Annotated in this window: 26 protein-coding genes and 1 other RNA gene; 11 read left to right on the top strand and 16 right to left on the bottom strand. The window is 47.6% G+C overall.

Annotation, left to right across the window (positions count from 1 at the left end):
* Nucleotides 1-53: 53 nt before the first annotated feature.
* Nucleotides 54-1,142, top strand: a complete 1,089-nt coding sequence (locus tag V7P87_RS08025; RefSeq protein WP_333796968.1) for a sensor histidine kinase — start codon at nt 54-56, stop codon at nt 1,140-1,142.
* Nucleotides 1,135-2,001 (top strand): LytR/AlgR family response regulator transcription factor, encoded by an 867-nt coding sequence (locus V7P87_RS08020; protein WP_333796967.1) that lies wholly within the window; start codon nt 1,135-1,137, stop codon nt 1,999-2,001. Before V7P87_RS08025 ends, V7P87_RS08020 begins: the two co-directional genes overlap by 8 nt.
* A gap of 88 nt (nt 2,002-2,089) precedes the next feature.
* Here V7P87_RS08020 and V7P87_RS08015 read toward each other — a convergent pair whose 3' ends face one another.
* The 3 genes from V7P87_RS08015 to V7P87_RS08005 form a co-directional block, all read right to left on the bottom strand.
* Nucleotides 2,090-2,446, bottom strand: coding sequence for a hypothetical protein (locus V7P87_RS08015; RefSeq protein ID WP_333796966.1), 357 nt, complete (start codon nt 2,444-2,446; stop codon nt 2,090-2,092).
* Between the two features lie 275 nt (nt 2,447-2,721).
* The gene (locus V7P87_RS08010) at nt 2,722-3,519 is read right to left on the bottom strand and encodes a glucose 1-dehydrogenase (RefSeq protein WP_333796965.1); all 798 of its coding nucleotides are present in this window, start codon (nt 3,517-3,519) and stop codon (nt 2,722-2,724) included.
* 177 nt (nt 3,520-3,696) lie between these two features.
* Entirely contained in the window at nt 3,697-4,209 is a 513-nt protein-coding gene (locus V7P87_RS08005; protein WP_333796964.1) for a nuclear transport factor 2 family protein, read from the bottom strand.
* Nucleotides 4,210-5,026: 817 nt separating this feature from the next.
* Here V7P87_RS08005 and V7P87_RS08000 point away from each other — a divergent pair.
* The 4 genes from V7P87_RS08000 (at nt 5,027) to V7P87_RS07985 (ending at nt 7,168) form a co-directional block, all read left to right on the top strand.
* The gene (locus V7P87_RS08000) at nt 5,027-5,833 is read left to right on the top strand and encodes a toll/interleukin-1 receptor domain-containing protein (RefSeq protein ID WP_333796963.1); all 807 of its coding nucleotides are present in this window, start codon (nt 5,027-5,029) and stop codon (nt 5,831-5,833) included.
* A gap of 76 nt (nt 5,834-5,909) precedes the next feature.
* A complete protein-coding gene (locus V7P87_RS07995; RefSeq protein WP_333796962.1) occupies nt 5,910-6,239 on the top strand; it encodes a hypothetical protein in 330 nt (109 codons plus the stop codon).
* A gap of 147 nt (nt 6,240-6,386) precedes the next feature.
* Complete coding sequence (locus V7P87_RS07990) at nt 6,387-6,701, top strand: hypothetical protein (protein WP_333796961.1); 315 nt, start codon at nt 6,387-6,389, stop codon at nt 6,699-6,701.
* The gene (locus tag V7P87_RS07985) at nt 6,698-7,168 is read left to right on the top strand and encodes a hypothetical protein (protein ID WP_333796960.1); all 471 of its coding nucleotides are present in this window, start codon (nt 6,698-6,700) and stop codon (nt 7,166-7,168) included. Before V7P87_RS07990 ends, V7P87_RS07985 begins: the two co-directional genes overlap by 4 nt.
* A gap of 269 nt (nt 7,169-7,437) precedes the next feature.
* On the opposite strand, the gene gcvP is transcribed toward V7P87_RS07985, so the two are convergent.
* From gcvP to V7P87_RS07950, 7 genes are all read right to left on the bottom strand, one after another.
* On the bottom strand, nt 7,438-10,326 hold the full coding sequence (gene gcvP / locus V7P87_RS07980; RefSeq protein WP_333796959.1) for an aminomethyl-transferring glycine dehydrogenase: 2,889 nt from the start codon (nt 10,324-10,326) through the stop codon (nt 7,438-7,440).
* 210 nt (nt 10,327-10,536) lie between these two features.
* Nucleotides 10,537-10,923, bottom strand: a complete 387-nt coding sequence (gene gcvH / locus V7P87_RS07975) for a glycine cleavage system protein GcvH (RefSeq protein ID WP_296299970.1) — start codon at nt 10,921-10,923, stop codon at nt 10,537-10,539.
* A 90-nt stretch (nt 10,924-11,013) separates the two neighbouring features.
* Complete coding sequence (gene gcvT / locus V7P87_RS07970; protein ID WP_333796958.1) at nt 11,014-12,093, bottom strand: glycine cleavage system aminomethyltransferase GcvT; 1,080 nt, start codon at nt 12,091-12,093, stop codon at nt 11,014-11,016.
* A gap of 268 nt (nt 12,094-12,361) precedes the next feature.
* Nucleotides 12,362-13,585 (bottom strand): FAD-dependent monooxygenase, encoded by a 1,224-nt coding sequence (locus V7P87_RS07965; RefSeq protein ID WP_333796957.1) that lies wholly within the window; start codon nt 13,583-13,585, stop codon nt 12,362-12,364.
* Nucleotides 13,572-14,900 (bottom strand): 2-octaprenyl-6-methoxyphenyl hydroxylase, encoded by a 1,329-nt coding sequence (ubiH, locus tag V7P87_RS07960; protein ID WP_333796956.1) that lies wholly within the window; start codon nt 14,898-14,900, stop codon nt 13,572-13,574. The genes V7P87_RS07965 and ubiH overlap by 14 nt, the downstream gene beginning before the upstream one ends.
* A gap of 44 nt (nt 14,901-14,944) precedes the next feature.
* Entirely contained in the window at nt 14,945-16,282 is a 1,338-nt protein-coding gene (gene pepP, locus V7P87_RS07955; RefSeq protein WP_333796955.1) for a Xaa-Pro aminopeptidase, read from the bottom strand.
* 43 nt (nt 16,283-16,325) lie between these two features.
* Nucleotides 16,326-16,907 carry a UPF0149 family protein gene (locus V7P87_RS07950; RefSeq protein ID WP_333796954.1) on the bottom strand — a complete coding sequence of 194 codons (582 nt, stop codon included), beginning with the start codon at nt 16,905-16,907 and terminating at the stop codon, nt 16,326-16,328.
* A 121-nt stretch (nt 16,908-17,028) separates the two neighbouring features.
* Between V7P87_RS07950 and V7P87_RS07945 the strand changes: the two genes are divergently transcribed.
* From V7P87_RS07945 to V7P87_RS07925, 5 genes are all read left to right on the top strand, one after another.
* Nucleotides 17,029-17,292, top strand: coding sequence for a cell division protein ZapA (locus tag V7P87_RS07945; protein ID WP_333796953.1), 264 nt, complete (start codon nt 17,029-17,031; stop codon nt 17,290-17,292).
* A 36-nt stretch (nt 17,293-17,328) separates the two neighbouring features.
* A non-coding RNA gene (gene ssrS / locus V7P87_RS07940) (6S RNA) lies at nt 17,329-17,512 on the top strand.
* Nucleotides 17,513-17,606: 94 nt separating this feature from the next.
* Nucleotides 17,607-18,248 (top strand): 5-formyltetrahydrofolate cyclo-ligase, encoded by a 642-nt coding sequence (locus V7P87_RS07935; RefSeq protein WP_333796952.1) that lies wholly within the window; start codon nt 17,607-17,609, stop codon nt 18,246-18,248.
* 87 nt (nt 18,249-18,335) lie between these two features.
* Nucleotides 18,336-19,664: a hemolysin family protein gene (locus V7P87_RS07930; protein WP_333796951.1), complete on the top strand. Its 1,329-nt coding sequence runs from the start codon at nt 18,336-18,338 to the stop codon at nt 19,662-19,664.
* A 183-nt stretch (nt 19,665-19,847) separates the two neighbouring features.
* Entirely contained in the window at nt 19,848-21,563 is a 1,716-nt protein-coding gene (locus tag V7P87_RS07925; RefSeq protein WP_333796950.1) for a M28 family metallopeptidase, read from the top strand.
* 129 nt (nt 21,564-21,692) lie between these two features.
* Here V7P87_RS07925 and rlmM read toward each other — a convergent pair whose 3' ends face one another.
* The 6 genes from rlmM to mutY form a co-directional block, all read right to left on the bottom strand.
* Nucleotides 21,693-22,763: a 23S rRNA (cytidine(2498)-2'-O)-methyltransferase RlmM gene (rlmM, locus tag V7P87_RS07920; RefSeq protein ID WP_296299953.1), complete on the bottom strand. Its 1,071-nt coding sequence runs from the start codon at nt 22,761-22,763 to the stop codon at nt 21,693-21,695.
* 1 nt (nt 22,764) lies between these two features.
* Nucleotides 22,765-23,172, bottom strand: a complete 408-nt coding sequence (locus tag V7P87_RS07915; protein ID WP_333796949.1) for a hypothetical protein — start codon at nt 23,170-23,172, stop codon at nt 22,765-22,767.
* Nucleotides 23,150-23,815: an alpha/beta family hydrolase gene (locus tag V7P87_RS07910; protein WP_333796948.1), complete on the bottom strand. Its 666-nt coding sequence runs from the start codon at nt 23,813-23,815 to the stop codon at nt 23,150-23,152. Before V7P87_RS07910 ends, V7P87_RS07915 begins: the two co-directional genes overlap by 23 nt.
* Complete coding sequence (locus V7P87_RS07905) at nt 23,812-24,747, bottom strand: transcriptional regulator GcvA (RefSeq protein WP_260657432.1); 936 nt, start codon at nt 24,745-24,747, stop codon at nt 23,812-23,814. The genes V7P87_RS07910 and V7P87_RS07905 overlap by 4 nt, the downstream gene beginning before the upstream one ends.
* A 38-nt stretch (nt 24,748-24,785) precedes the next feature.
* Nucleotides 24,786-25,061 (bottom strand): oxidative damage protection protein, encoded by a 276-nt coding sequence (locus V7P87_RS07900; RefSeq protein ID WP_296299950.1) that lies wholly within the window; start codon nt 25,059-25,061, stop codon nt 24,786-24,788.
* 86 nt (nt 25,062-25,147) lie between these two features.
* Nucleotides 25,148-26,176: an A/G-specific adenine glycosylase gene (mutY, locus tag V7P87_RS07895; RefSeq protein ID WP_333796947.1), complete on the bottom strand. Its 1,029-nt coding sequence runs from the start codon at nt 26,174-26,176 to the stop codon at nt 25,148-25,150.
* Nucleotides 26,177-26,266: the final 90 nt, after the last annotated feature.

Raw genomic sequence — 26,266 nt, 5'->3', positions numbered from 1 at the left:
AAACAAAGAGTGGGTGCAAATACCACTCTTTGTTGTTCAAGTGGAATACAGTGGTGTTGCAATCTTTAAGTCGTAATCAATTATTCTGGCTTTGTCAGACCGGCGGCTGGGCTGTGTATGCAGTGCTCACAGCGCTGATGATTAAAATTCCCAGCCTGGAACCCTGGCCTGTGGCTTTGCCTCATTTGCTGCTCGATACCAGCTTTGGTTTTTTGTTAAGCCTGCTGCTGCGCCATTGGTATGGCCTTATTAGTGTGCAGGAAACCCGGTTAAAAATTATCTGGCATCTGCTGGTGATCTTTCTCAGTTGCCTGGTGTGGACCCAGTGGAAATGGCTGACCTTACAATGGCTGTATGGCCAGGTATGGCAGGCCATGACCTGGTTCGACTTTGGCACCTGGAACTCGGCCTCATTAACCATTTTATTAACCTGGACCGCTTTGTATTACGCCTTTAAAGCCACTTTTGAAACCATGGAACAAAGGCAAAAAGCGGCAGAGGCGATACATCTGGCCAAAGAAGCCCAGCTCAAAATGCTGCGTTATCAGCTGAACCCGCATTTTATGTTTAACAGCATTAACGCTATTTGTACCCTCATTTTAAAACAAGACAATCTGCATGCAGTGTCTATGCTGGAAAAGCTTTGTGATTTACTGCGTTACAGCCTGTACACAGACCCTTTGGCCAAAGTCACAGTGGCGGAAGAAATCCAGATTTTACAAACCTACTTTGCTATAGAGCAGTGCCGGTTTCGCGACAAACTGCATTTATCTATTGTGGCGGATGACAACGTAAAAAACCTGCTGGTGCCTTCCCTGCTGCTGCAACCTCTGGCCGAAAATGCGTTAAAACATGGCATGCAGAGTTCTCAGCAAAGTTACACTATTTCCGTTAGTTTTAGCGAGTTTCAGGGCCAGTTGCAGATCCGGATGCTGGACAATGGTTGTGGTTTTAGCCAGGCCCCCAAAACAGGTTTTAGCGGCATAGGCCTGCACAACTGTGAAGAGCGTTTAACCCTGATTTATTCAGGCCAGAGTTCATTTAGTTATGGCAACAGAGCCGAAGCCGGTGCCTGTGAACAAGGCGCCTGGATTGAAATTTGTGTGCCCAAAGAACTGGCAGGCGGGCCACAGCTTGTTTAACCAAAACATCATCAACACCTTGCTGGTAGACGACGAACCAGCCGCCATCGAAGGTTTAAGGCTGAGGCTACAGGCTTTTCCGCAAATCCACATTATGGGTGAAGCCCATAGTGTGGCTGAAGCTTTGGCGCTGATAAACAACCAGCAACCCGCACTGATTTTTCTTGATATTGATATGCCAGGCCAAAGTGGTTTTGAGCTTATCCGCCATCTGCAACCCGAACATTGCCCGGCCATTATTTTTGTCACGGCTTTTCATCAATATGCGGTAAAAGCTTTTGAAGTGCGGGCGCTGGATTATTTATTAAAACCGGTCAAACTCGAACGCCTGGCGGAGGCAATCGCCAGAGTCAGCGAATTTGCTGTAAGTCGCGCCGGCAAAGCACAAATGCTGCAGGCAATAGCTGATATCAAAGCGCAAAACCTCCAGGGATCAGACACAAACCTCTCTGCGCCAAAAGCTGCGGCTCACCATACTGCGGCTCACGCTGACAGCGCGCAGGTTATTGAACCGCAATATTGTATAGAACAGCAAAAACTGGTGATCCAGGACGGGCGCAGCCCCATTCAGCTGATCCCTTATCAGGATATTCTCTGGATAGACGCCGCCGGTGACTATATGTGTGTGCATACCCAACTTGATACTTATGTGATGCGCGCCAGGCTAAAAAGCCTGATTAACGAGCGCCTGCCCGATGTGTTTGTGCAAATTCATAAATCAACAGTGGTAAACCTGACCTATATCGAACAACTGCTACCGCTGGGTAATACCGAATATAAAGCGATATTACATAATAAAAAGGTGTTAAAGGTAAGCCGCACTTATGCCAGGGCTTTAAAGCTTAGGTTGTTGCGATAAGCCCTGGGCGCTGTTGTTGATAAGCTCTTTTTGGGCATGAACTTAGCGCCAAACCTTATCAGCGCAGCGCCGAGGCCAAAGCCGCTGTTTAGTTGTTACCTATTGCGTATTCTGTAACGGACACTTTGGTGGGCGAAGTTTTGGCTAAAGCCAATACTTGGTTATAGGTTAAACCGTGAATTTTTTTACCAATCACCTCGTAATTAAATTGGTTGATCATGGTTGGATCATCAATCACTTCCAAAGCGCTGTGCACATCATAAAACTGGATAGCCATTAACGCCGTCATAAACTCAATCTGCTGCTCCGGCTTTAAGCGCTTAGACATATAAACCACACCCTGCTCTGTTGATTTTGCCGTGCTACCGTCAAATACAAAGCTGTTTTTTGTGCTGGCACAGCCCAAGGCCAACACCAGATAAAGCAGCACTAGGGTCTTTTTCATTTAATGTCCTTATTTATCAAACAGCGGTCATGTCTAGCTAAATTGGCTAAACAGAATTTACCGGCAGGTAAAAAGCTAATATTTACATACAGATAACAAATTAAGCTGTCAATAACAAGCCTGGTGCTTTTGTTATTTGCGTGCCCTGAAGGTTGGATCCGAACTTCGCGTTTTTTTGCCATCAGCCCGAAGCAGGTTCTACCTGGCTTCGGCAGCTTTCAGCGGCAAACAAGCATAGATGCAGACACAAAACAGCAGCTGATGATTGTCAGCCGTTATTTGGCTGGCGTTCCGGCTGAACCTGCCAGAATTCCGCCATCAATATTAATTTCTGTGCCTGTCAGATAAGCGGACTCATCAGACGCCAACATCACAGCAACACAAGCAACTTCCGCTGGTAAACCAAAACGCCGCAATGGCGTGTCCTGCACAAAAGCCGCCATATTAGCTGCTCTGTCCGGGCCATTGCCGAGCATTGGCTCCCACATTGGGGTGAGAATTGCCGCAGGGTGAATGGAGTTACAACGCACTGTTAAATTTTGCTGGGCACAATACAAAGCCACACTTTTTGTATGATTGCGCACCGCCGCTTTACTGGATGCATAAGCCGCAGCTGTTGGAATACCGACAATACCAGAGCGCGAAGAAATATTAATAATGGAACCCTGCCCCGTGGCGCGCATGGCTTTAATTGCATACTTACAACCTAAAAACACGCCATCCAGGTTGGTTTCGTGCACCTTGCGCCAGGCAGCTAAGCTGGTATGTTCAGGGTCATGCGGCACAAAACCTTCTTCAAAACCGGTAATACCTGCGTTATTGACCACAATATCAAGCCGGCCGTGCTCCTGAAGAATGTCTGCAGTTAGTTTTTGCCAGCCGCGCTCATCCCGCACATCCAGCAAGCGGAATCTGGCGCACTGCCCTATGGCCAGGGCAACTTTTTCGCCATTCTCCTCGTCAATATCAGTGACATAAACAAAAGCGCCTTCGGCGGCAAAATGCAGTGCAATAGACTCGCCTATGCCCCTTGCAGCGCCTGTCACTAACGCAATTTTTCCTTTGAGTCTCAAAATTCAGCCTCCTTTATATCTGCTGTAGATCTGCTGTATATCTGCTGTGAAGAGCTTTTGTTAGCAAACAAAAATGCCCCTGCGCGCACTGATGCCGGATCAACATCAACATCAACATCAACTGTCACAAAACAACTTTCAACAAACCACTTTCAGCGAACCACTTTCAGCGAACAGCTAAGGCGCAGGCCTGTGACCATAACTCAGTACCCGGGTAAGCTGCCATTTGCCTTCTTGCTCGCGCCAGATCATCGTAAAATCTGCCAGCCCTTCACACTTGCCGCTTGCAAACTGGCAAAAACGGTGTGAGCCCTGAGCGATAGCGCCAAAACCCTTAATGGGATACACCTTCAGGCTACCTGCTACCAGCTCTCGACTAAACTTGCCGCACACATTGTTGCGGGTGCCGGCAATCATCTCGTCACGGGTCCAGGTAACACCGCCGTTGTCATGATAAAACTCCACGTCCGGTGCAAAAAAACCAGCATGTTTATCAAGTTGCCCGGGCTCAGCACATCGGTTAAATGCATCAAACACCAAAGTGTCGAGTTCGGCCACAGTGTTGTACAGCTGATTGGGCTCAGCTGCTGCTTCCGGCTTGGGCGCTTGCTTAGCATCGGCATTGGCATTGGCCATAAAAATAGTGCCGGCAACAACACCAGCCAGGGCAAGGTTTATCAGTTTTATCACGTCAACACTCCTGTTTGCAGACTGCGAACACCCCAAAGCTGGGACTGGTTTTATCGCAGTGAAAATTTATCCTGATGCCAGGGTTTGCATTGTTTAACCTTGGCGGCCTGCAACACCATAGCCATTTTTTCACAAATAAGTGTTAAAAATTAGAATATTACCAACGCTTTGTACGGTTTTAAATTATGGAAAAGGCCACTAAATATAAGTTTTAACCACTATAGGGTGAGGGTGATGGTGAGGGCAATTATTGAGTTGTAAGCAGTTATTGTGTGGAAGGTTTGGCCTGCGGTTTGGCTTTGATTTTCAGCTTGCAGCTAAGGGCGCTATAGCAGCGGAGACTCGCCTCCGCGGGCGAGTCACTTTTTGTATCGACAAAAAGTGACATAAAAAACGACCCCGGGATCGTTCGAAAGCCCGTGGTTTTGACTCGCTTTTGAGGCGCCGCCAAAACTCGGCAAGCGCTACCGTCGCTTGCCTCAAACAGTTGGCGTCTTAAAACCTCAAAACCGGCCAAAACCACGGCTCACTAAACGGGGAGGAAAAGCGCTGGTTTGGGGATTTGGTTTTCTGGTTTGTGCCAATAGCGGACGTTTCTATGCAGAATTGTAAATCGGTTCTATCGCTACATCCCGAACTTTATTAGCATCAGCTGTGTTACTGAGACTTCTCAGTAACACACTATTGTAAAACACATGTACACGCTGTAATTTGATTAAAAAAGGAACATTAAGTACTGGCTTCTCAGTTAACATATCAACTGTTACTGAGAAGTCTATATAATAATTTTTAGGAGCAACAAGGAGATCAAGCGCAAATGGGACAATCTGTATTAGTATTCGTAAGTCACTCCTCCGAAGATAAAGAATCTTTAATAGAACCTATCGTTAGAGATTTAGAAGATTGTTATATCAATGTGTGGCTTGATAAGCGAAAAATACTTCCTGGCGACAATCTAAGAAAATCAATCTTCCGAGATGGTCTCGACAAAGCGGATGTGGCACTTATATTTTTTACACAGCAATCTCTAAAATCTTCGTGGGTGGACAGGGAAATAAAACACGTTTTAAGAGAAGAAAGCAAAAAAGGGAATGATTTTGACCTAAATAAAATAATTTCCATCTTTGACTCTCAGGAAACTTATGAACAAATAAGTGAACGTTACCCTGAGCTTACCGACGATCTTCTTCATCTCATGCCAGAAGCGTACAACAAAGTTCAACTTGGTCAGTTAATCTCTGCTATTTGGTCAAAATACCTTTCGCTTCAAGGTGGTGACATTGAAAGCCAGCGACAACTACTTGCCAGAGATAAAGAGTTATTTCAGAAAGACAAAGATATATCTGCTCTGAAATCTGAGCTCAGCAAAGTAAAGAATTCAGACCCTAAAAGCTCCAGAGATGATATGTTCAAAAAATATGCAGCTTCTGGGAAGCTTGGAGAGTTCATACAAAACCAAAGAAAAATTTTGACTGAAAGCAGTTACCATCCAGATGAAATCCCAGGCAGTGATGTTGCAAAAGCATTTGGGCTTGTAGATCAAATGGGGGCTCATGTGAAAGTATCCCAAAAAGGTAGAGAGTTCTTTGAGTGGTTACTACTTGACAAAAACAACCAACCCTAACAAGTAGACCCAGCAGAACAAACCTAAGCTGTAGGCGTTATATGCCTGAGAAAACTTAAGCACGGAGAGTTGATCAATGGAATTTTTTCTACCATTTGCTAAAGACAGAGAAGAGGCGATGAGTGTGTTGGCGGCTACTGCTCAATTTATTGGCAATCCCGTCCCAGCGCCCAATGAAATGATCTACACAGTTCATTATGTGCATAATGGCGCGCAAATGGTTGCGACTGTTGGAGAAGATGTTGATCCGTATTACAAGGAGGCAAAACCAACTGTTATTGCAATCTTTCCTCCCTATTACAACGGAGCCCCTATCAAGGTATGTCTTGCAGACAGAGGTGTGGCCCGTGGCGAACCTATCTATGTGAACGGTGATAGCCAGTTTATAACCTTCCAAAAAGGATGAGCTCGGTAAGCAATTGCAAAATAGACCAACGGTATATGCTTTTAACAATCATAGGCACACTGCCTACTTTTTCGTTCAGCTCATGGCGCCACTACAAAGCCACGGTTGCTGCGGGTATTATGTTTTTTAATAAAATTCGGAGGTAATTTGAGATTATTCGTAACAAACAAAGAAGGAAAAAAGGTTTACCTTCAAATGACATCTCTAACTAAGAGAGAGCTTATAAACAAAATTGGTGGTCATAAGTTTACGCTCGAGGGCGAACTTTATACTGTCAATAAAGTAAAAGCCGAACCATCAAATGAAAATGCTGCTATTTCAATGGTAATTGGAGGAGCTATCGGTCTTTTAGGTGGAGTTCCTGGTTTACTTGCTGGAGGAGCTCTTGGCGGCCTCATTGGAAACGAAAAAGATAAGAAAGACATTCTAATGGTTGAGCGTTTCAATGGGAGTAAGTCGTGAACAAGAGAGTTCTTTGGGCAGCAAGTGCTTTGGGTATTGTTTGTTTCCTTTTCACTGCAAACCAGCATACGGCAATGCATTATATCCGAGAGTTTTTAGAGTCTGGATACTTAATGATAATGTGCTTGATTTTTGTTGTTGTTTCCATAGTTTGCCATGCCTTTTTTGTCCCTGAGTCAAACTTAGATGTACCGATGTTTAAGAGTAATCAGATGTGGATCCTTGAGGTAATCGTTAATATTGCTACATATACAGCTATAACTTCCACTGCAATTACACTGTTGAAAGCTATCTATATCCAACAGTTTTACGGCGACATACAATATTTTCACCAGTTTGCAAGTTATGATATTTATACAATGTTTGCGGTAAGTGGCGTACTACTTTGGTTCTCAATGTTTAAGTGCTGGCAATTGTTTTATGAAGCATTAAAAACGACGGAAAGTGCAAAAGTACAAAAAGCATAACAAACTGTTTAAGAGTGATTCGCAACGCTTGGTATTTTTGTTATGCGTTGTGACCAGTATTTAAGAGGTATACGGCGGCGTTAGTTATTGCGTTGCTAACACCTTTACGAGCGTAAACGTCCGCAATTCGCTCAAAGCGGTCTTCCCTATAACCAAACCCATATCAACAAAAACAAAAAAGCGAACCACCTAGGTTCGCTTTTTTACTTAACGCTGTTTATTTGCCCCTGGCGGTGTAAATAATTATCCCGCCGGGGCAACTAACAATCTTACCGATAATCTTCCGGGCTTGGGCAAGCGCACATTAAATTCCGGTCACCATACACGTCATCAATCCGCGTCACTGTTGGCCAGAACTTGTTGTCGGCTACGTATTGTGCCGGGAAGGCGGCGTATTGACGGTCGTATACGCGGTTCCAGTTGGCGTCGAAAATATCGGCCATAGTGTGTGGGGCAAAGTGCAGCGGGCTGTTGTCTGCTGTCCACTCCCCTGCTTCTACCTTGGCAATTTCGGCGCGGATAGAAGTCATGGCTTCAATAAACTTGTCCAGTTCAACTTTAGATTCAGACTCTGTTGGCTCAATCATTAAAGTGCCGGCCACCGGGAATGACATAGTCGGCGCGTGGAAACCGTAGTCCATTAACCGTTTGGCAATGTCCATTTCGGTCACGCCAGTGGCTTCTTTTAACGGACGCATATCGATAATACATTCGTGGGCTACACGGCCGTTTTTGCCTTTGTACAGCACAGGGAACATTGGATCGAGTTTAGCGGCCATATAGTTGGCGTTTAAAATCGCCATTTCAGTGGCCTGACGTAAACCGTCGCCGCCCATCATCTTAATGTACATCCAGCTGATTGGCAGAATGCCGGCGCTGCCAAATGGTGCGGCAGAAACTGCACCGTTGTTCGCGCCTGTGCCTTCAATTTTAACCACAGCGTGGTTAGGCAGGAACGGAGCCAGCTGTTTTTTCACACCAATTGGGCCCATGCCCGGGCCGCCACCGCCGTGTGGAATACAGAAAGTTTTGTGCAGGTTTAAGTGTGATACGTCCGCACCGATAAAGCCTGGAGACGTTACGCCAACCTGGGCGTTCATATTGGCGCCGTCCATATACACCTGGCCGCCGTGGGCGTGAATAATGTCACACAGCTCACGAATCGACTCTTCAAACACACCGTGCGTTGAAGGGTAAGTCACCATAATGGCGGCTAAACGGTCAGAAACAGCTTCGGCTTTGGCTTTTAAATCAGCCATGTCGATATTGCCGCTCTTGTCACAATCAACCAGCACTACTTCAAAGCTGGCCATAGCCGCTGTGGCCGGGTTAGTACCGTGGGCAGATACCGGAATTAAACAGATGTTACGGTGTGAATCACCACGGCTTTCGTGGTATTTACGGATGGCAATTAAACCAGCGTATTCACCCTGAGCACCAGAGTTTGGCTGCATCGACATTTGGTCGTAACCAGTGATATTCACCAGCCAGTCGGCCAGCTCACCAATCATCTGGTAATAACCTTCGGCCTGATCTTTAGGCACAAATGGGTGCAACGAGGCAAATTCAGGCCAGGTTACCGGGATCATCTCAGCAGTAGCGTTTAACTTCATAGTGCAAGAGCCTAATGAAATCATCGCGTGGTTTAATGCTAAGTCTTTGTTTTCCAGCTTTTTGATATAACGCAGCATCTCAGTTTCGCTGTGGTACTGGTTAAATACCGGGTGCGTTAAATAAGCTGAAGTCCGCACTAAATCAGCAGGAATAGAGTTAGAGCCTTTGGCAACAATGGTTGCATCCAAAGCTGCAACATCTAAACCGTGGCCAGCGCCCAATACCACATCAAACAGCTGGGCAATATCGGCGGCAGAGGTTTGTTCGTGGAAGCTCACACTTAAAGTGTCGGCTAAATCGGTGCGCAGGTTAATGCCGGCAGTTAAAGCACGGGCTACTACTTCGCTGCGGTTGCTTACTGCAAAAGTGACAGTGTCAAACCAGGTATTGTGTAAAAGTTTTACGCCTTTGGCAGTTAAACCAGCGGCAAATACATCGGCAGAGCGGTGAATACGTTCTGCAATGTTTTTTAATCCTTGTGGGCCGTGGTACACACAGTAGAAAGACGCCATATTGGCCAGTAATACCTGTGCAGTACAGATGTTGGAGTTGGCTTTTTCGCGGCGGATATGCTGCTCGCGGGTTTGCATCGCCATCCGCAGTGCCTGATTGCCACGGCGGTCTTTTGACACACCAATAATACGGCCTGGCATAGAACGTTTGTAATCGTCACGGGTCGCAAAAAACGCTGAGTGTGGGCCACCAAAAGCCATTGGTACACCAAAACGCTGGGCAGAACCTAATACAACGTCTGCACCTAATTCACCTGGCGATTTTAATAACAGCAGTGCCATTGGGTCTGTTGCTACTGCAACAATAGCTTTTTTCGCTTGTAAATCAGCAATTAACTGTGCGTCGTTACGTACTTCACCAGTGGTTGACGGGTACTGAATTAAAGCACCAAATACGTCGTGGTTAGTCGCTTCAGCCGCTTTACCGACGATAATGTCAAAACCAAACATTTCAGCACGGGTGCGTACCACGTCTATGGTTTGTGGGTGCACATCGTCAGCAATAAAATAAGTGTTTGATTTGTTTTTAGTCACACGTTTAGCCAGCGCCATAGCTTCTGCAGCGGCCGTGGCTTCGTCCAGTAATGAAGCTGACGCCAGCTCCATACCTGTTAAATCTAACGACACCTGTTGGAAATTCAGCAGTGCTTCTAACCGGCCCTGGGCAATTTCCGGCTGGTATGGGGTGTAAGCTGTGTACCAGCCCGGGTTTTCCAGCACGTTACGTAAAATAACGTTTGGCGTGTGGGTTGGGTGGTAACCCATACCAATGTAAGACTTAAACATTTTGTTTTTGCTGGCAGCAGCTTTTAAATAAGCCAGCGCGTCCGCTTCTGTGGTCGCTTCACCCGTGGCCAGAGGCGTTGTTAAGCGAATGTCGGCTGGCACTGTCTGAGCAATCAGCTCTTCCATGCTGCTGACACCCAGCTCTTTGAGCATCGCAGCGGTTTCAGCTGCATTCGGGCCAATATGGCGGGCGATAAATTCTTGTTGATTCGCAAGTTGCGACAGGGTTTTCACAGAAGTGGTCATGCCTGGAATTTCCTAAAAAGCTTAACTGGGGCAACGGTTTGGCGCTGCAGACTTTACCCTTACGGGTTAAATTTCTGTTTGGCCTTGCCGTTACTGATTTAACTGCTAAAAACTTTTACCCTTTCGGGTTCACCCTCCAAAATCATTGCTGATGACGGAGGAAAACAAAACCCCGCTTATTCGGCGGGGCTTGTGTTGCCCTTGCGGGCCTTATTCGGCGATAGCAGCAGCGTAACCTGCAGCATCTAACAAAGCAGCAACTTCGGCTTCGTCAGATGCTTTAATTTTAAACATCCAGCCGTCGGTGTATGGTGCGCTGTTCACTGTTTCCGGTGAATCACTCAGGGCTTCGTTGATTGCCACAATTTCACCAGAAATTGGCGCGTAAATATCAGAAGCTGCTTTTACAGATTCAGCAACAGCAACGTCGTCGCCCTGAGCAACAGAGTCACCCACTTCTGGTAATTCAACAAACACCATGTCACCCAGCAGGTCTTGCGCGTGTTCTGTGATACCTACGGTGTAAACGCCGTTGCCTTCACTGCGAACCCATTCGTGTGACGCTGCATATTTTAATTCTTGTGGGATAGAGCTCATGTTAATTCCTCGGACTTAATTCGCGATTTAATATTATGTTTATTGGCAGAAAACGGTATCAACGCGCCACCTGCCAAGGCAACAGCTAGTTTAGATGACTTTTTTACCCATACGGACAAAAGAAGGTTTTACCACTTTTACCGGTACTAATTTACCACGGATATCCACTTCGGCGGTTTCACCAACAGTTGCTGGCACGCGGGCCATCGCAATGGAATAACCTAAGGTTGGTGAGAAGGTACCAGAAGTAATTTCGCCTTCACCACCTGCAACCACTACTTTCTGGCCATGACGCAGCACACCTTTTTGCTCCATCACTAAACCAACCAGTTTAAAGGTGCCTTCTGCACGTTGTTTCTCAAGGGCTGCACGGCCGATAAAGTTACGATCCGCCGGCTCCCATGCAATGGTCCAGCCCATATTGGCTGCCAGTGGTGATACGGTTTCGTCCATATCCTGACCATAAAGGTTCATGCCTGCTTCTAAACGCAAAGTGTCGCGGGCGCCTAAACCGGCAGGTTTTACCCCGGCGTCCAGCAGTTTTTGCCAGAAATCAGCGGCCAGCTCGTTTGGCAGAGCAATTTCGTAACCGTCTTCACCGGTGTAACCTGTGGTGGCAATAAATAACTCGCCTGCCTGCACACCAAAAAATGGTTTCATGCCGGCAACAGCAGCTTTTTGGCTATCGTTTAATAAAGTGGCAACTTTGGCTTTGGCGTTCGGGCCCTGCACTGCAATCATGGCAAATTCAGGACGTTCGGTCACTTTGACGTCAAAAGCTTTGGCTTGGGCGTTGATCCAGGCCAGGTCTTTTTCGCGGGTGGCAGAGTTCACCACTAAACGGAAATAATCTTCAGACAGGAAATAAACAATTAAATCGTCAATCACACCACCGGCTTCGTTCAGCATGCCGGTGTACAGGGCTTTGCCCGGCACTGTTAATTTGGCAACGTCGTTGGCCAGTAAATAACGTAAAAATTCGCGGGTGCGGGTGCCATTTAAATCAACAATGGTCATGTGAGAAACGTCGAACATACCAGCGTCAGTGCGCACAGTGTGATGTTCTTCAATTTGAGAGCCGTAATGCAAAGGCATATCCCAGCCGTGGAAATCGACGACTTTTGCGCCAGCTTCGAGATGTTTGCCAATTAACACAGTTTGTTGAGCCATCTGTACCATCCTCTCTGCCAGTTATGCTCTGGCTGTTGTGTAGGGTAATAATGGTTCTGCAGCGTACAGCTTGTCTGGCACCATGCCAAAGGCCGATAAAGGCGTTGGCCAGCGCCCGGCAATTTTGCTGATATCCACAGCATCATTACGGGTATCGCTAAAAGTTGCGCCGGATTATAGCCGATGGGTCAAGCGCTCAACAGCCCCTTATTAATTAGATTTAATAATGCGAAGCTAAGATTGTATACCTTATACCTTCAGTACCAGGTTACAGTTCTACAGGTACAGGCCTTGCCAGCTGCGGCAAATCGCCACTATTGCCAAGCGCAGCCGCCATGATTTTCCGCTTCAGAAATGGCAGTTGATTGGTGGTTTTCATCCCAACAGCTCGTACCAGTTTCGCCACTGGATCCTGCAGTAAAAAACCACGTTTAAACAGTTCCATAGCAGCAATCATCTGTTGTGCCTCAGCTTTTCGCCAGCGTTCATACTGGCGCAGCATCCTTGGGCTTGCCCAGGGCAAATTTTTTGCCATCTGCTGATTGATTAGTTCTGCTAATGCGGCAACGTCCATCAGCCCTAAATTCATGCCCTGGCCCGCCAGCGGATGTATGGTATGGGCAGCGTCGGCCACCAACACCACCTGCTGTTGTTGCCACTTGGTGGCATAACGCATTTTCAGCGGAAATTTATGCCTTGGGCTTTGCACTTGTAAAACGCCAAGCACAGACTGAGTTGCTGCGCTAAGCGCCTGGTTAAATTCAGCATCCTCTTTTGCCATTAACTCAGCAGCCTGCTGTGGGTTGGTGCTCCAGACAATAGAGCATAAATGCGGGTCGCTCAGCGGCAACAAGGCCAAAGGGCCGGTTGGCAAAAACACCTGACGCGCGCATTGCCCGTGCGGCTGCTGTGTTTTCACCACAGCCACCAGCGCATGCTGGTCATAATCCCAGAATGTCAGCGGCAACTGCAGGCTCTGCCGCACTTTGGACTCGGCGCCATCTGCCCCCACCAGCAATTTGGCCAAAAGCACTGAGCCGTCAGTTAAGGTAACCAGACTTTGTTCATCTGATGTGCTGATTTGGCCGATAGCCCGGCCAAATAAACACTGTACCTGCGGATATTGTTGCAGCTTCTGATATAACTGCTGACACAGCTGCTGGTTGTCGACTATCCAGCCCAACGCCTGCTGGTTTTCAGTTTGTGCATCAAAGTTAATCCGGGCAAAACTGTCGGCTTCCCATACTTCCATCTGCTGATAAGCCGGGTTCGCCGTCAGGCCCTGCCAGACCCCCAGGGCTGTTAACAAACGCTGTGACGCCAGATTCAGCGCACTCACCCTTAATAAAGTGGCAGGCGCAGGCTCTGGTGCCTGGCCTTGCTCCAGCAAGGTAATTTTTAATTGCTGGCTATAATCGCCACTTGCCAATAACAGCGCCAGCGTTAAACCGGCACTGCCGCCGCCCACTATGAGCACATCAGATGTTTGCATCAGACTGGCCTCCGGGGCCCTGCTTATTAAGCTCAGATGATTGAGAAGAGGATTGAGACAATGAACTTTTAGCTGCCACTTGCTGCGCTTTGAGTTGTTGCGCTTTTAGCGGCGTAAATCCCATGGTCTGGTTGGCAAAAGCCTGTTTTAATTCGCTGCATTGCATTAAGGCGGTTAAACCCAGGCTGCGGCCCAAAGCCAGAATTCGCGAGCTGTTGGAAAAAAGCCGCACTAAACCATCGGTCAGGCCCATCACTTTTTGCATATCAGCACTGCGTAGCTGCTGATAAGCCGAAGTGACGGCATAACAACCCGGATCTGGCTGATCTTTAATTAATGCCGCTACCGCCGCTATATCCCGCAGCGCCAGGTTAAAGCCCTGTCCGGCAATAGGATGTAAATTGTGCAGACTGTTACCACAGAGCATTAAACGATGGCTGCTGGCATCCGTACTGTATTTAAGCGTCAGTGGATAACTGACTCTGCTACCCACAGTCTGAAACACCCCGGCTCTGTACCCAAAAGCACTTTGCAGCTCAGCGAGAAAATCGGCATCTTTCAGTTTCATTAAGCGCGCCGCTTCATCCGGTGTCACTGTCCACACCAGCGAATAACGCTGCCGGCTTAATGGCAATAACGCCAGTGGCCCTTGGGGTGTAAAACGTTCAAAAGCACGCTGCTGATGGGGGTTTTGAATACCAATATTGGCAATGACCGCACATTGGCCATAAGGCTGTTGCTGCTGGCTGATGCCGGCCAGCTGCCTGCTTGGCGAATCGCCGCCTTCACACAGCAGCAATAACTTTGTGCTGATTTTTTGGCCACTTAAAAGCTCTAACTGATGACAACTTTGGGTTTTGTGCAGCTGCTGAATTTGATCGGGCCTGAACCAATAAAGTGCGCCCTGCTCACTAAACTGCTGTAGTTTCTGGTACAGCAGCGCGCCAATATATTCAATTTCAATCACCTGCCCCAGGCTCTGGCGGTTAAATTCGCTGGCTGACAAATAGACTTTGCCAAAATGCCCCCGATCCGACACCTGAATATGTTCAATGGCACAGGCGGATGGCGCGAGCTGACTCCACAACCCCCAGGCGGCCAACAGTTCCACACTGGCAGCGGCCAGCGCAATACTGCGGCTGTCAAAACTGATCTGAGGCGCCGCTGTGGCCTGGCCTTGTTGTTGTGGCAAAGCGGCTTGCTGCTCAACAATAGCCAGTTTTAACGCCGGGTTTTGACTCAGCAGCACATAAGCGAGCATAGCGCCTGTCATGCCACCACCGGCAATCACTAGATCAAATGTGTCAGTTTGCAACTGAGTTCCTTGTATCAGACCGCCTTGGCAGCACCCCACAGGGTTTAGTGCAGGCCGGCCATTAACGCTTCAATAGCGGCAATTTCTTTAGGCGCAGTATGGGTCAGATTCAGATGGCCGTCTTTGATCACCAGCAAATCATCTTCAATCCGTACCGCCAGCCCCCACCATTTTTTGTCACAATCTGAACCTGTTGGAATATAAAGACCAGGTTCAATGGTCAGCACCATACCAGGTTCAAATGGCCGCTCCACATCGTTGACTTTATAAGCGCCAACGTCATGTACATCCAGGCCAAGCCAGTGGCCAAGGCCATGAATAAAATACTTTTTACAGGCTTGCTCTTTAATCAGTGCATCAAGTTCACCCTGCAAAATACCCAGCTCCAGCAGGCCTTTGGTCAGCTCAAAAATAGCGGCTGCTACTGTGTCTTTGCTGCTGTTGCCGGGTTTTACCGCAGCACAGGCGGCATATTGAGCGTTCAGCACCACCTGATAGAGCGCGGCTTGTTCAGCGCTGAATTTGCCACTGACCGGGAAAGTGCGGGTGATATCAGCGGTATAACCGGCCAGTTCACCACCAGCGTCAATCAACACTAAATCGCCGTCCTGAAGCTGTGCGTTATTGTCGGTGTAATGCAAAATGCAGCCGTTTTCGCCGCCACCCACAATAGTGTTGTAGCCGGGTTCGCGGGCGCCCTGCATGGCAAAATGATGGCGGATAATAGCTTCCAGCTGATATTCCCACATGCCGGCTTTACACTGGCGCATGGCTTGTTTATGCGAATCAGCGCTGATTATGCAGGCTTGTTGCAGCAGGCTGATTTCAGCATCGTCTTTAAATAAGCGAAGCTCGGCAATCATGGGTCTTAAATCCAGCTGTTGGTTTGGCGCCTGAAAACCTTTTTTCGGGTATTTGCGTAACGTGGCTAAAGTGCTGCTGACTAAATCATCAAGCTGTGTATACAAACCCTGGCTATACACCAAAGTCGTTTTTTGATTCAGCGCATTTTGAACTTCCTGTGTCAGCTGTTCGTTACTGACCGCTGGCAACCCAAAGTGTTTTGCCGCTTGCTCAGGGCCAAAACGACGGCCTTGCCAGATTTCCGCCAGCTCGTCTTTGGGCCGGCATAACAGCAATTCGGTGATGCCGCCATTTGTCGATTTTTGCAGAATTAATAAAGCGTCAGGTTCAGGAAAACCTGTCAGATAGTTAAAATCGCTGTCCTGACGAAAGGCAAATTCGGTATCGCGGCTTCGGGTAATTTCGGTGGCAGAGCTTACCAACAACACTGAATTGTCGGGTAATTTTGCCATCAGGCGGGCGCGGCGGCCGGCATAAACTGCGGTGTCAAACACCGGCGTTTTGAGAAAGGATGCCATGACTACTGGATCTCCGGATAACACTGTTAATACAGGGTTCTGATTAGTGCAGGGTTTTGGCTGCTACTTCGCTGATTGTAAATTTTTGCCCTACTTCATTAAAACAAGTCAGCACCAGCAAACGCATATGCTCCAGCACCAGGAAATACGACTCTTCGTTTTCGGCGTCGCTGGCATCATCTTCAGTATAAATATCAATACGGGTGACTTCCGTCAGCTGATCAATAGCTTCACGCACATCCGGGGACACCAGGGACAAATCTGTTTGCTGAATGGCAAAACCCACTAAAAAAGCCTGCACCCATTCAATCATGGCTTCCAGTCGTTCAGCCATAGCGTCATCGTCACTGGGTAACAATAACTGCAGACTGTAGTCTTCTTCCGCCAGTTGTTTTGCGGTTTCGGCAATTAATTGTTCAATTAAGCCTTTTAAATGTGTATTCAGCGCTTGTCCGTCGTTTAAGAAGTCGTACAGAACTGGTAAAATTGTGCCAGCATCCGCCGGAATACCGGCACTGAGCATACCGGCAATCAATCCCTGCACCTCGGCAGCTGACGCCATCACCGAATGTTGATCAAGTTGACTGGTCCAGTGATCGTAGTTAAGCAGCAGTTGAGAAGTCATATTAATCCGGTATTCACTATGAAAATTGACACTATGCTATCACCGCCGCCAGGCAGCGCCAAGTCAGTGCCTGTCGGCCGCCTTCAGATAGCCAGCATCCAAGATGGAAAGATAGGTTGATATGTACCCAAAAAAACCAACAGCAGAAGCCGCAAACAGTAAGCCAAAACCAAAACAACTGACAGTCACAGTGCTGGGTCGCCATATGAAAATTGCCTGCCCGGCCGGTCAGGAAGAAAAACTGCAAAATGCCATGCTGGAGCTGGAACAGCGGGTCAGCAAAACCAAATATCAGCCTGGTGTACATGGCGCTGAAGATGTACTGCTGATGATTGCGTTAAATTTGTGCAATGAGTTGCTGGAACTGAAAAAGAACGCAGATTAGGGCTTACGGCCTGGTTTGCAGCTGATATACTGTCTGGGTTCTCTGGGTTGTTTGTGATTAGACTGATGTCCCCGAGCCGATACTTGTTTTAACATAGGAATTCTTTTCCAGCACTATTGTGCAAGCCCGGCCCGTACCGGGAAGCCTGCGGTGCTGATCTGACTTCCGCCTTGAACCTATGGTTCGAGGCTAACGTTTGACACGGCAATTCGGAGAACACTTCCTTTCTCTTTCAAGCCCTTTTAAAACCACTGTATTCCCTGCTACTTCTGTGTAAAACTCGTTTTAGTTCAGCACTTTTGATGTAATTTTTGATGACAGATTTAACAGCAGTTGCCGATATCAACAGCCAACGTCAGGCTATCCGCCAGCAAGTGCGTAAACTCAGAAACGCCTTAAGTAATGAGCAGCAGCAACAAGCCGCCCAAATGCTGGTTGGCCAGATGTTACAACTGCCACAAATTAAGAATGCCACTGCTATTGCCTTGTATTTAAGCAACGACGCTGAACTTGATACCAAACCTCTTATTCAGGCCTTGTGGCAGGCCGGCAAAAATTTATACCTGCCAATTTTGCATCCTTTTGTACCTGGTTATCTTATTTTTCAGTCTTATCAGCAAGATACTCCAATGAAACTCAACAAGTTTCAAATTCCTGAGCCTGTGCTTAATTGTGCTGAGATCAAACCTGTGGCTGAACTTGATGTGATTTGCACACCACTGGTGGCATTTGATGCCAAGGGCAATCGCCTGGGTATGGGCGGTGGTTTTTACGACCGGACTTTAGCTCAGCTTGAGACAACAACAGCCGGCAACAGCAACAGATTAAGTGCGGCAAGCCCTGTGCTGATAGGCCTTGCCCATCAGTGCCAGCAGGTGGCAACAGTACCTGTTGAAGCCTGGGATATTCCGCTGCCTTTTATTGTGACCCCCAACCAAATCTTCCGGCAAAATTAAAACAGATGTTTAAATGCCAATAACTGACACTGGTGCTGCCGCAACTTTTTGTTATACTCGCCGCTTCGCAGCAACTTTACGGTTTGTATGGAAATCCTGATCCTCGTTAGTTTAATTCTGTTAAACGGCATTTTTGCCATGTCTGAAATTGCTATTGTGACAGCCCGTAAATCACGGCTCACCGCTTTGGCACATAACGGAAAATCCTCCGCCGCCATAGCGCTGAAGCTGGCCGAAGACCCCACCCAGTTTTTATCCACTGTGCAGATTGGTATCACTTCTATTGGTATCTTAAACGGTATCTTTGGTGAAGCTATTCTGGCCGGTCCTTTTGCTATCTGGTTGCAGGAACTCGGCATGCCGGTGGCCTTTAGCAGTGTGTTTGCCACAGTGCTGGTGGTTATTGTTGTCACCTACATTTCTATTGTGGTGGGTGAACTGGTGCCCAAACGTATTGGCCAAATCAGCGCTGAAACTATTGCCTGCATTATGGCTAAACCCATGTTATTGCTGGCACTGCTCACCAAACCTTTTGTCTGGTTATTGTCAGGCTCAACCCATGCGTTAATGCGGTTATTTGGTTTTTCCCAAAGCCAGGAATCCAATGTCACCCATGAAGATATTCATGCCATGTTGCAGGAAGGTTCAAGCTCAGGTGTCATTGAACACAATGAACACACTATGGTGAAAAACGTGTTCCGGCTTGATGAGCGCAGCATTTCGTCATTAATGGTGCCGCGTTCAGACATTGTATTTCTGGACATTGAAAATTCGATTGAAGATAACTTAAAACTGCTCACCCAGTCGCCGCACTCGCGTTTTCCGGTGTGTCGTGGCCATGCCGATGACTTAATTGGTGTGGTGTCGACCAAACAGCTGCTGGTGCAATCGGTATCGGGCAGTCTGACCGATTTAGCAGCCCTGGCTCAGCCTTGTAACTTTGTGCCGGACAGCCTGACCGGTATGGAGCTGTTAGAGCATTTCCGTAGCACCGGCAGCCAGATGGTGTTTGTGGTCGACGAATATGGTGATTTAAAAGGTTTGGTAACCCTGCTGGATTTAATGGAAGCCTTAACAGGTGAATTTAATCCGGATGACGGTGAAGACTTGATGGTGATCACCCGCGATGACGGCTCTTTATTGTTAGATGGTTTATTACCTGTTATCGATTTAAAAGACTGCCTGAATATCAATAAGTTACCAGAAGAAGACAGCAACAGATATCAAACGCTGAACGGCATGATTATGTTATTGCTTGGCAAAATGCCACAAACCGCCGACAAGGTGGAAGTGGGCAACTGGACTTTGGAAATTATTGATATGGACGGCAAACGTATTGATAAAGTGCTGGCCATCAAAAAGCCTGATTATATCGAGGCCGATGATTTAAACAGCGACAGTGATAAATCCGGTTAACATTTGCTTACCGCTTTTTTAAGCCCGACGCTGAAATTCTACTTTTCGTCGCACAATAAAGACCGCCACTCCGGCGGTCTTTATTGTTTCGTGTTAGGCTGCTGCGACCTTATACCCTAAGTTCTGCCAGCTCAGAATAATAACTACAGGTGCTTTACCTACTCTCTTTTTCAGGAACACAAGATGCAAACGAAAACCCTGATGACGTTGTCATCCATTCTGTTATTAAGCGCCTGCAGCGCAACGTCGCCAAGTGCCGAAGCACCGGCAGTGCCGCCAGTACCGGCAAGCCCTGTTGCAGCCGCAGCTCAGGGCGCTGACGCCAATCGTATCGCCGCCCATATGCAATTTCTGGCCGATGACGCGCTGGAAGGCCGGGATACCGGCAGTAAAGGCCATTTAATTGCCAGCAACTATATCGCCACCAATTTCCAGCAACTGGGTTTACAGCCGGCCGGCGACAACGGCGGTTTTTTCCAGAAAGTGCCAATGAAACAAAGTAAACTGGTGAATAACAGCGCCAGCCTGAGCTTTAACATCAAAGGCAAAAATGTGGCTGTGCCTTATCCAAAACACTTTTTCACAGGCCCAAGCAGCCACGAAGGCAAAGTAGAAGTCAAAGATGCTGAGCTGGTGTTTGTTGGTTATGGCATGGTGTCAAAAGAATTTGGTCTTGATGACTACGCCGGTCTGGATGTAAAAGGCAAAGTTGTGGTCATGCTGCCGGGTCGTCCAAGCAAATTACCAAGTGAAGAAGCAGCACACTTAGGCTCGCTGAAACAGCGTCTGGCCGCTGAGCATGGCGCCATTGGTATTATTACGCTGCACACACCACAAGAAGAAAAAACCCGCCCTTATGCCAACAGCCTGATGTATTTAAACTCAGCCCGGGTGCGTTGGGTGAATGATAAAGGGGTGTCTGAAGGTGATTATCCTCAATTAAAAGCTGGTGCCTATTTGCATATGGAAGCGGCCAAACCTTTGTTTGACGGCGCCAAAGAAAGCCTGGACAGCATTTTTGCCAAACTGGAGAAAAAAGAAGTTCCAACCGGTTTTGCCCTTGATGCCAAAATGAGTTTCAGCCGCGAATCCAGCCACACGGACATTCAGAGCCAGAACGTTGCTGCTGTGCTGGAAGGTTCAGATCCAACATTGAAAAACGAATATGTGGTGGTCACAGCCCACTCCGACCATATTGGTATTGGTAACGACTTACGCTCTAAAGACAAAATTAACAATGGTTTAATGGACAACGCCGCCGGTGTGGCTATTTTGCTGGAAACCGCCCGTTTATATAGTCAGGCGCCGGTCAAACCAAAACGTTCAATTTTGTTTGTCGCTGTAACAGGTGAAGAAAAAGGTTTATTGGGCGCCGATTATTTTGCCCATCATCCGCTAAAACCTATGCAGTCGCTGGTGGCAAACGTCAACCTGGATATGCCGGTGTTGTTGTATCCATTTGCCGATATGATTGCTTTTGGTGCCAATCATTCAACTTTAGGTGCTGTGGTTGGTCGTGCGACCGCCAAACATGGCATTAAGTTAAGCGCCGATCCTATGCCGGAGCAGGCCATTTTCACCCGCTCAGATCACTACACCCTGGTGAAAAAAGGTGTCCCTTCAGTATTTTTAATGACGGGTTTTACCTCTAAAGATCCAGCGCAAAAAGGCGGTGAAATTTGGGGTAAGTTTTTTGCCAAACATTATCACAAACCAACGGACGATATTGCCGGCCTGACCAAAGACTTTGGCCCTATCCGTTATGATGCCGGCGCTTTATTCGCTGACATTAACTACGCCATTGGCGAAGAAATTGCCAACAGCGAACAGAGACCACAATGGTTAAAACAGTCGTTTTTTGGTAATACTTTTGGCCAAAGTTACAATATGCAAAAGTAACATTGCGCTGTTAATCCTTGTGTAGACAGAGGATTAGACAAAAAAATAAGGCCAGCTGATGCTGGCCTTTTTTTATTGTTTCAGACTAAAACAAAGTTTCAGCTTTACCCAAACAGGACTTGAGTCAACTTAAACCTTACACAAATGCACAGTAACTTCTTCGCGGTCGTGGTACAGATGTTTGGCCTGAAAACGAACTTTTAACCCAGCTTCATCAAAACGGCTTTGCATCTGGCCCAGCACTTCCTGCAAAGTTTCGTAGCGTTTTTTCATCGGCAGTTTTAAGTTAAAAATACTTTCCTGACACCAGCCTTTGATCAGCCAGTCACAAATCAGCTGCCCTACTCTTTGTGGTTTTTCAATCATGTCACACACCAGCCAGTACACATTGCGTTTTTCCGGCTGATATTTAAAACCATCCACCTGATAGTGTTTTACCTGGCCTGTGTCCATTAACTTCTGATCCATCATGCCGTTATCTATCGCCACCACCATCATGGAGCGGATCACCAGCTGATAAGTCCAGCCACCAGGGCAAGCGCCTAAATCCACCGCATTCATGCCTGAGGCTAAACGGCTTTCCCATTCATCCTTTGGAATAAACTGCAAAAAGGCTTCTTCAAGCTTTAAAGTACTGCGACTGGGTGCGTCGTGCGGGAACTTTAACCGGCGGATACCGTTTTCCAGCTCACTGCTGTTTTCCGGGTAAGACAGCGCCAGATAGGCTTCTTTGCCCGACAGCATAAACAAATGCAGTACAGGCGCCCGTGATTGTTGTTTTGGTAACATCACACCGGCCTGACGCAGGCTTTGACGCAGCGGCACCGTTAATTTGCGTGCCAGCGTTGATAACTCTTTGCCTTCGTTGGTATCGGGATATTCCACTCTGATATCACCACAGGTGGTTATTTCAGCATCAACCGCCTGCTGCACTACGGCACTGACCCTGTCGCCGGCCGGCAGTTCAATTAAATCACCAATTAACAGCGCCCACTGACGGATAAACACCAGCTGCTCAAAAGGGTAATCACGGAAAAAAGCCGCCAGCAGGTTGCTGTCATAAGCTTCAAAAATCACAAAAGCGCTGTTGTCTTTGAGTTTGCAATAACCAAACACACCATGCTGAGCTGCTTTGTCCTGAATTTCCGCCGCACATTCTTTTTCAAATCCGGCGCGGCAGTAGAGTATAAGTTGTTTCATGTTATTTCCTGATCCAGGCAGTAGCGGCCAGCAACAGCCAGCACAAAAGCAATAACTGGCCGCCTACAGGCGCCAGTTGCGAAAAATGTAGCGGCAGGTTAAATAAACCGGCCCACACCGTATAAACAAAAAGCCAAAGCCCCAGATGAAAACCTGCAGCCACTAAAGCCGGTAGCTTTTTCCGGGAACTTGCCGTTTCAGCCTGTTGTGCATTACCAAGCTGCACCAGACTCAGCGCTAATAAAGCCAGGCTTTGAAACGCCAGCAGCGCAGTGCTGCTTAGCAGTGAGCTCAGTGCTTTGCCATCCAGACTATGCAAAAAAACATGTGAAATAGCAGCAGACATGCCCACCACCACAGCACCGTAAATTGCCGTTAAAGTTAAACTAATTTGCCAGAATTTTTGCATTGATAAAGTCTCTGCAGGCGCCAGCCGCCAGCTGAATAAGTTGCTGCTGCGACATTGGATGTTTTTTTAACGTTGTTAAATCATGATCACCAAAAGGCAACCAGTGTAAGCTGAGTTGTGGCCAGCTGGTCAGCGGGGCTTCTAAGAGCAGCGCTTTAGTACCAAATTCGTCCCGCTCGCCCTGCACTATTAAAACCGGCAACTTCAGTCGGGTAAAATGCTCAGTTCTGCTGCTGATCCCCTGGGCTTTTTTGGCTGGTGGACAAAAAGGATAACCAAAACAACACACTGCGCTGATGCTCATCTGCACTGTTTCATCTTCAGCAGCAGCCAGTAAAGTCGCAACCCTGCCGCCCATCGACTTGCCCCCAATCAACAGCGGTATATCATTGGGCACAAGCTTAATAAAAGCCGCCAGCTCCTGCTGCAATACGGCAACCTTTGACGGCGGTTGTTTCTGACCCTGTAGTGATTTTTGCATATAAGCAAAATTCACCCGCCACACTTCAATCCCCTGCAGCGCCAACTCTTGTGCCAATAAAGTTAAATACTGCGACTGCACAGGTGCACCTGCACCATGCAATAACAGCATACGGGCGACAGGCTTATCCGCTGGTGTTTTTAGAAAAATATCTGAATTCAATCGTTTACCGCTGCAATATTAAATTGCTGCTCTTTAAAATCTTCCTGCTCGCGTTCAACCAAAGCAATCATCCACTGCCGGAAAGCGGCAATTTTGCCAAGTTCGGTTTGATTGTCGCGGCACACCAGATAATGGGCGTCTTTACTTTGCAGCACATGGTTAAAAGGCACTATTAACCGGCCTGAGTTTATATCGGGTTGAGCCAGCACATTATGCGCCAGCGCCACCCCCTGACCATGTACGGCGGCCTGTAATACCATGGCGCTGTGACTAAAAATAGGCCCTTGATTTACATTAAAATGTTTAAAACCCTGACTGGTAAACCAGGCTTTCCAGGCATCGCGGGTGGTGTCATGGAGCAGGGTATGAAAACGTAAATCTGCAGCTTCATTCAGCGGTTTAGCGCGGTTTAGCAGCATAGGCGAGCACACAGGCACTAAATATTCGGTATGCAGCTTGTCAGCATGCAAATTACGCCAGTTGCCACGGCCATAATAAATTGCCACATCCACATCGTCAGTCAGCGAACCTTCTTCTGAATCTACAGCACGGATCCGCACGTCGATATCTGAATGTAACTCACTGAATAAGCTTAATCTTGGTACCAACCACTGAATAGCAAAACTTGGTTGCAAGCTAACTGTTAACGCACCTTTAGCGCCCCGTGCCAGCAGTTTTTCAGTAGATTCATGCAGTTGCAGGAAAATATCTTTGATATCGAGAAAATAGCTCTGGCCTTCTTCGGTCAAAAGCAAAGAGCGGTTTTTCCGCATAAACAGCTTCAGACCTAAATGGTCTTCCAGCGCTTTGATCTGATGACTGATAGCGGCCTGAGTGACATACATCTCTTCTGCCGCTTTGGTAAAACTAAGATGACGGGCGGCCGTTTCAAAGGCTTTTAAAGCATTAAGCGGTGGTAAACGGCGCGCCATATCAATTCCTGCTGATGCTGCTATCTGAAAACAAAAACTCAGCTTTTGCTGGGTGGCACATAACCTTCAATCGCCACTTCGGCACCTTCAAATAAAAACTGCTGCATTTGTTCTTCCAGCAGTTTGCGGTGCTCCAGATTCATCATATTGAGTTTTTTCTCGTTGATCAGCATGGTTTGTTTGGCCTGCCATAACGAAAAAGCTTCTTTACTGATGTTGTCGAAAATCTTTTTGCCAAGTTCACCCGGATACAACTGGAAATCCAGCCCTGGGGCCTGTTTTTTCAGATAAAGACAAAATACTTCACGTGCCATAATCTACCTCGGCTTTGCTCTTTGCCATACGGCTTAAGGAATTGCGCGCATTGTAATCTATTTTTGCCGCCTTTTGCCCTGCTTTGTTATGTTTTGTCAGCTGCTAAGCCAAACTGTTGTTCGATAAAACTGCGGATAGGCGCCGGCAAGCCTACTTTGTTAAGTTCATCTTTGTGATACCAGCTGCCGGCAAACTCTTCCTGCACCTTTAAAAGGTTATCCTGCACAGTCCAGACCGAGGCATCCAGTTTATAGTGGGTAAACTGGTGCACAAAAACGCCGTGCAGCTGCGCCTGTGTCAGCCACTCAGAGTGCGCATCTACCTGCGGCATAGACCAGAGTGACGCCCAAATGCCCTTGTCCGGCCTTTTTTGCAGCAGAATTTTATCCTGCTGCGCAAGCCATAAAAAATGCCCAGGTTTTACCGGCACTGTTTTTTTCGGTTTTGCCGTTGGCAATTCATCAACCCGGTTTTGCAACAGTGCCTGGCAGCTGTTTGCCAGCGGGCATTGTTCACAAAGCGGTTGGCGTGGTTTGCAGATGGTAGCGCCAAGATCCAGTAAACCTTGCGCAAAACTGCGGCAGTTGTCTGTAGGGGTCAGAACTTCCGCCAAAGCCCAGAGTTTTTTATCCACTGCAGAGCTTGAAGTTACCCCATCAATGGCAAAATAACGGGCATATAAACGCCGGACATTACCATCGACAATAGGGCCGTAACTGTCATAGGCAAAAGACATAATGGCGCCAGCGGTGTAACGGCCTACCCCGGGCACAGCCAGCAGCGCCTCTAAAGTTTTTGGAAAAGCGCCCAGTTCACTGATATAAACCGCCGCCTTATGTAAATTACGGGCGCGGGCGTAATAACCCAGCCCCTGCCAGTGTGCCATCACTTCATCATTGCTTGCCGCCGCCAGCGCTTCTATCGTCGGGAAAGAGGCCATCCAACGCTGAAAATACGGAATAACTGTGGCCACCTGAGTTTGTTGCAGCATTAATTCAGACACCAGCACCGCATAAGGGGTGCCGGCTTGCTGCCAGGGTAACTGATGGCGACCATGTGTTTTTTGCCAGCTAACCACTTGATTTTGAAATGTTTTAACTTCTGCGTACAACAAGATAACCAATTCCGCTGATAAATAGCCCTGCAGTCTAACCTGAGAGCTTGCCACTGCCAATGCAAAGTCGGTTGAGTGCAAGGCCGTAAC

The organism is Rheinheimera sp. (genome assembly GCF_036782235.1).
Classification (GTDB): domain Bacteria; phylum Pseudomonadota; class Gammaproteobacteria; order Enterobacterales; family Alteromonadaceae; genus Pararheinheimera.
Note: the sequence above shows the minus strand (reverse complement) of the source record. Positions and strands in the feature narration are given on the sequence as shown.

Coding starts and splice junctions, on each gene's coding strand:
- V7P87_RS07995 (WP_333796962.1), top strand. CDS start 5,910: ATGGAATTTTTTCTACCATTTGCTAAAGACAGAGAAGAGGCGATGAGT.
- V7P87_RS07900 (WP_296299950.1), bottom strand. CDS start 25,061: ATGGCACGTGAAGTATTTTGTCTTTATCTGAAAAAACAGGCCCCAGGG.
- gcvP (WP_333796959.1), bottom strand. CDS start 10,326: ATGACCACTTCTGTGAAAACCCTGTCGCAACTTGCGAATCAACAAGAA.
- gcvH (WP_296299970.1), bottom strand. CDS start 10,923: ATGAGCTCTATCCCACAAGAATTAAAATATGCAGCGTCACACGAATGG.
- V7P87_RS07925 (WP_333796950.1), top strand. CDS start 19,848: ATGCAAACGAAAACCCTGATGACGTTGTCATCCATTCTGTTATTAAGC.
- V7P87_RS07905 (WP_260657432.1), bottom strand. CDS start 24,747: ATGGCGCGCCGTTTACCACCGCTTAATGCTTTAAAAGCCTTTGAAACG.
- rlmM (WP_296299953.1), bottom strand. CDS start 22,763: ATGAAACAACTTATACTCTACTGCCGCGCCGGATTTGAAAAAGAATGT.
- V7P87_RS07915 (WP_333796949.1), bottom strand. CDS start 23,172: ATGCAAAAATTCTGGCAAATTAGTTTAACTTTAACGGCAATTTACGGT.
- V7P87_RS07935 (WP_333796952.1), top strand. CDS start 17,607: ATGACAGATTTAACAGCAGTTGCCGATATCAACAGCCAACGTCAGGCT.
- V7P87_RS08015 (WP_333796966.1), bottom strand. CDS start 2,446: ATGAAAAAGACCCTAGTGCTGCTTTATCTGGTGTTGGCCTTGGGCTGT.
- V7P87_RS07930 (WP_333796951.1), top strand. CDS start 18,336: ATGGAAATCCTGATCCTCGTTAGTTTAATTCTGTTAAACGGCATTTTT.
- V7P87_RS07945 (WP_333796953.1), top strand. CDS start 17,029: ATGTACCCAAAAAAACCAACAGCAGAAGCCGCAAACAGTAAGCCAAAA.
- gcvT (WP_333796958.1), bottom strand. CDS start 12,093: ATGGCTCAACAAACTGTGTTAATTGGCAAACATCTCGAAGCTGGCGCA.
- V7P87_RS07950 (WP_333796954.1), bottom strand. CDS start 16,907: ATGACTTCTCAACTGCTGCTTAACTACGATCACTGGACCAGTCAACTT.
- pepP (WP_333796955.1), bottom strand. CDS start 16,282: ATGGCATCCTTTCTCAAAACGCCGGTGTTTGACACCGCAGTTTATGCC.
- V7P87_RS08000 (WP_333796963.1), top strand. CDS start 5,027: ATGGGACAATCTGTATTAGTATTCGTAAGTCACTCCTCCGAAGATAAA.
- V7P87_RS07965 (WP_333796957.1), bottom strand. CDS start 13,585: ATGCAAACATCTGATGTGCTCATAGTGGGCGGCGGCAGTGCCGGTTTA.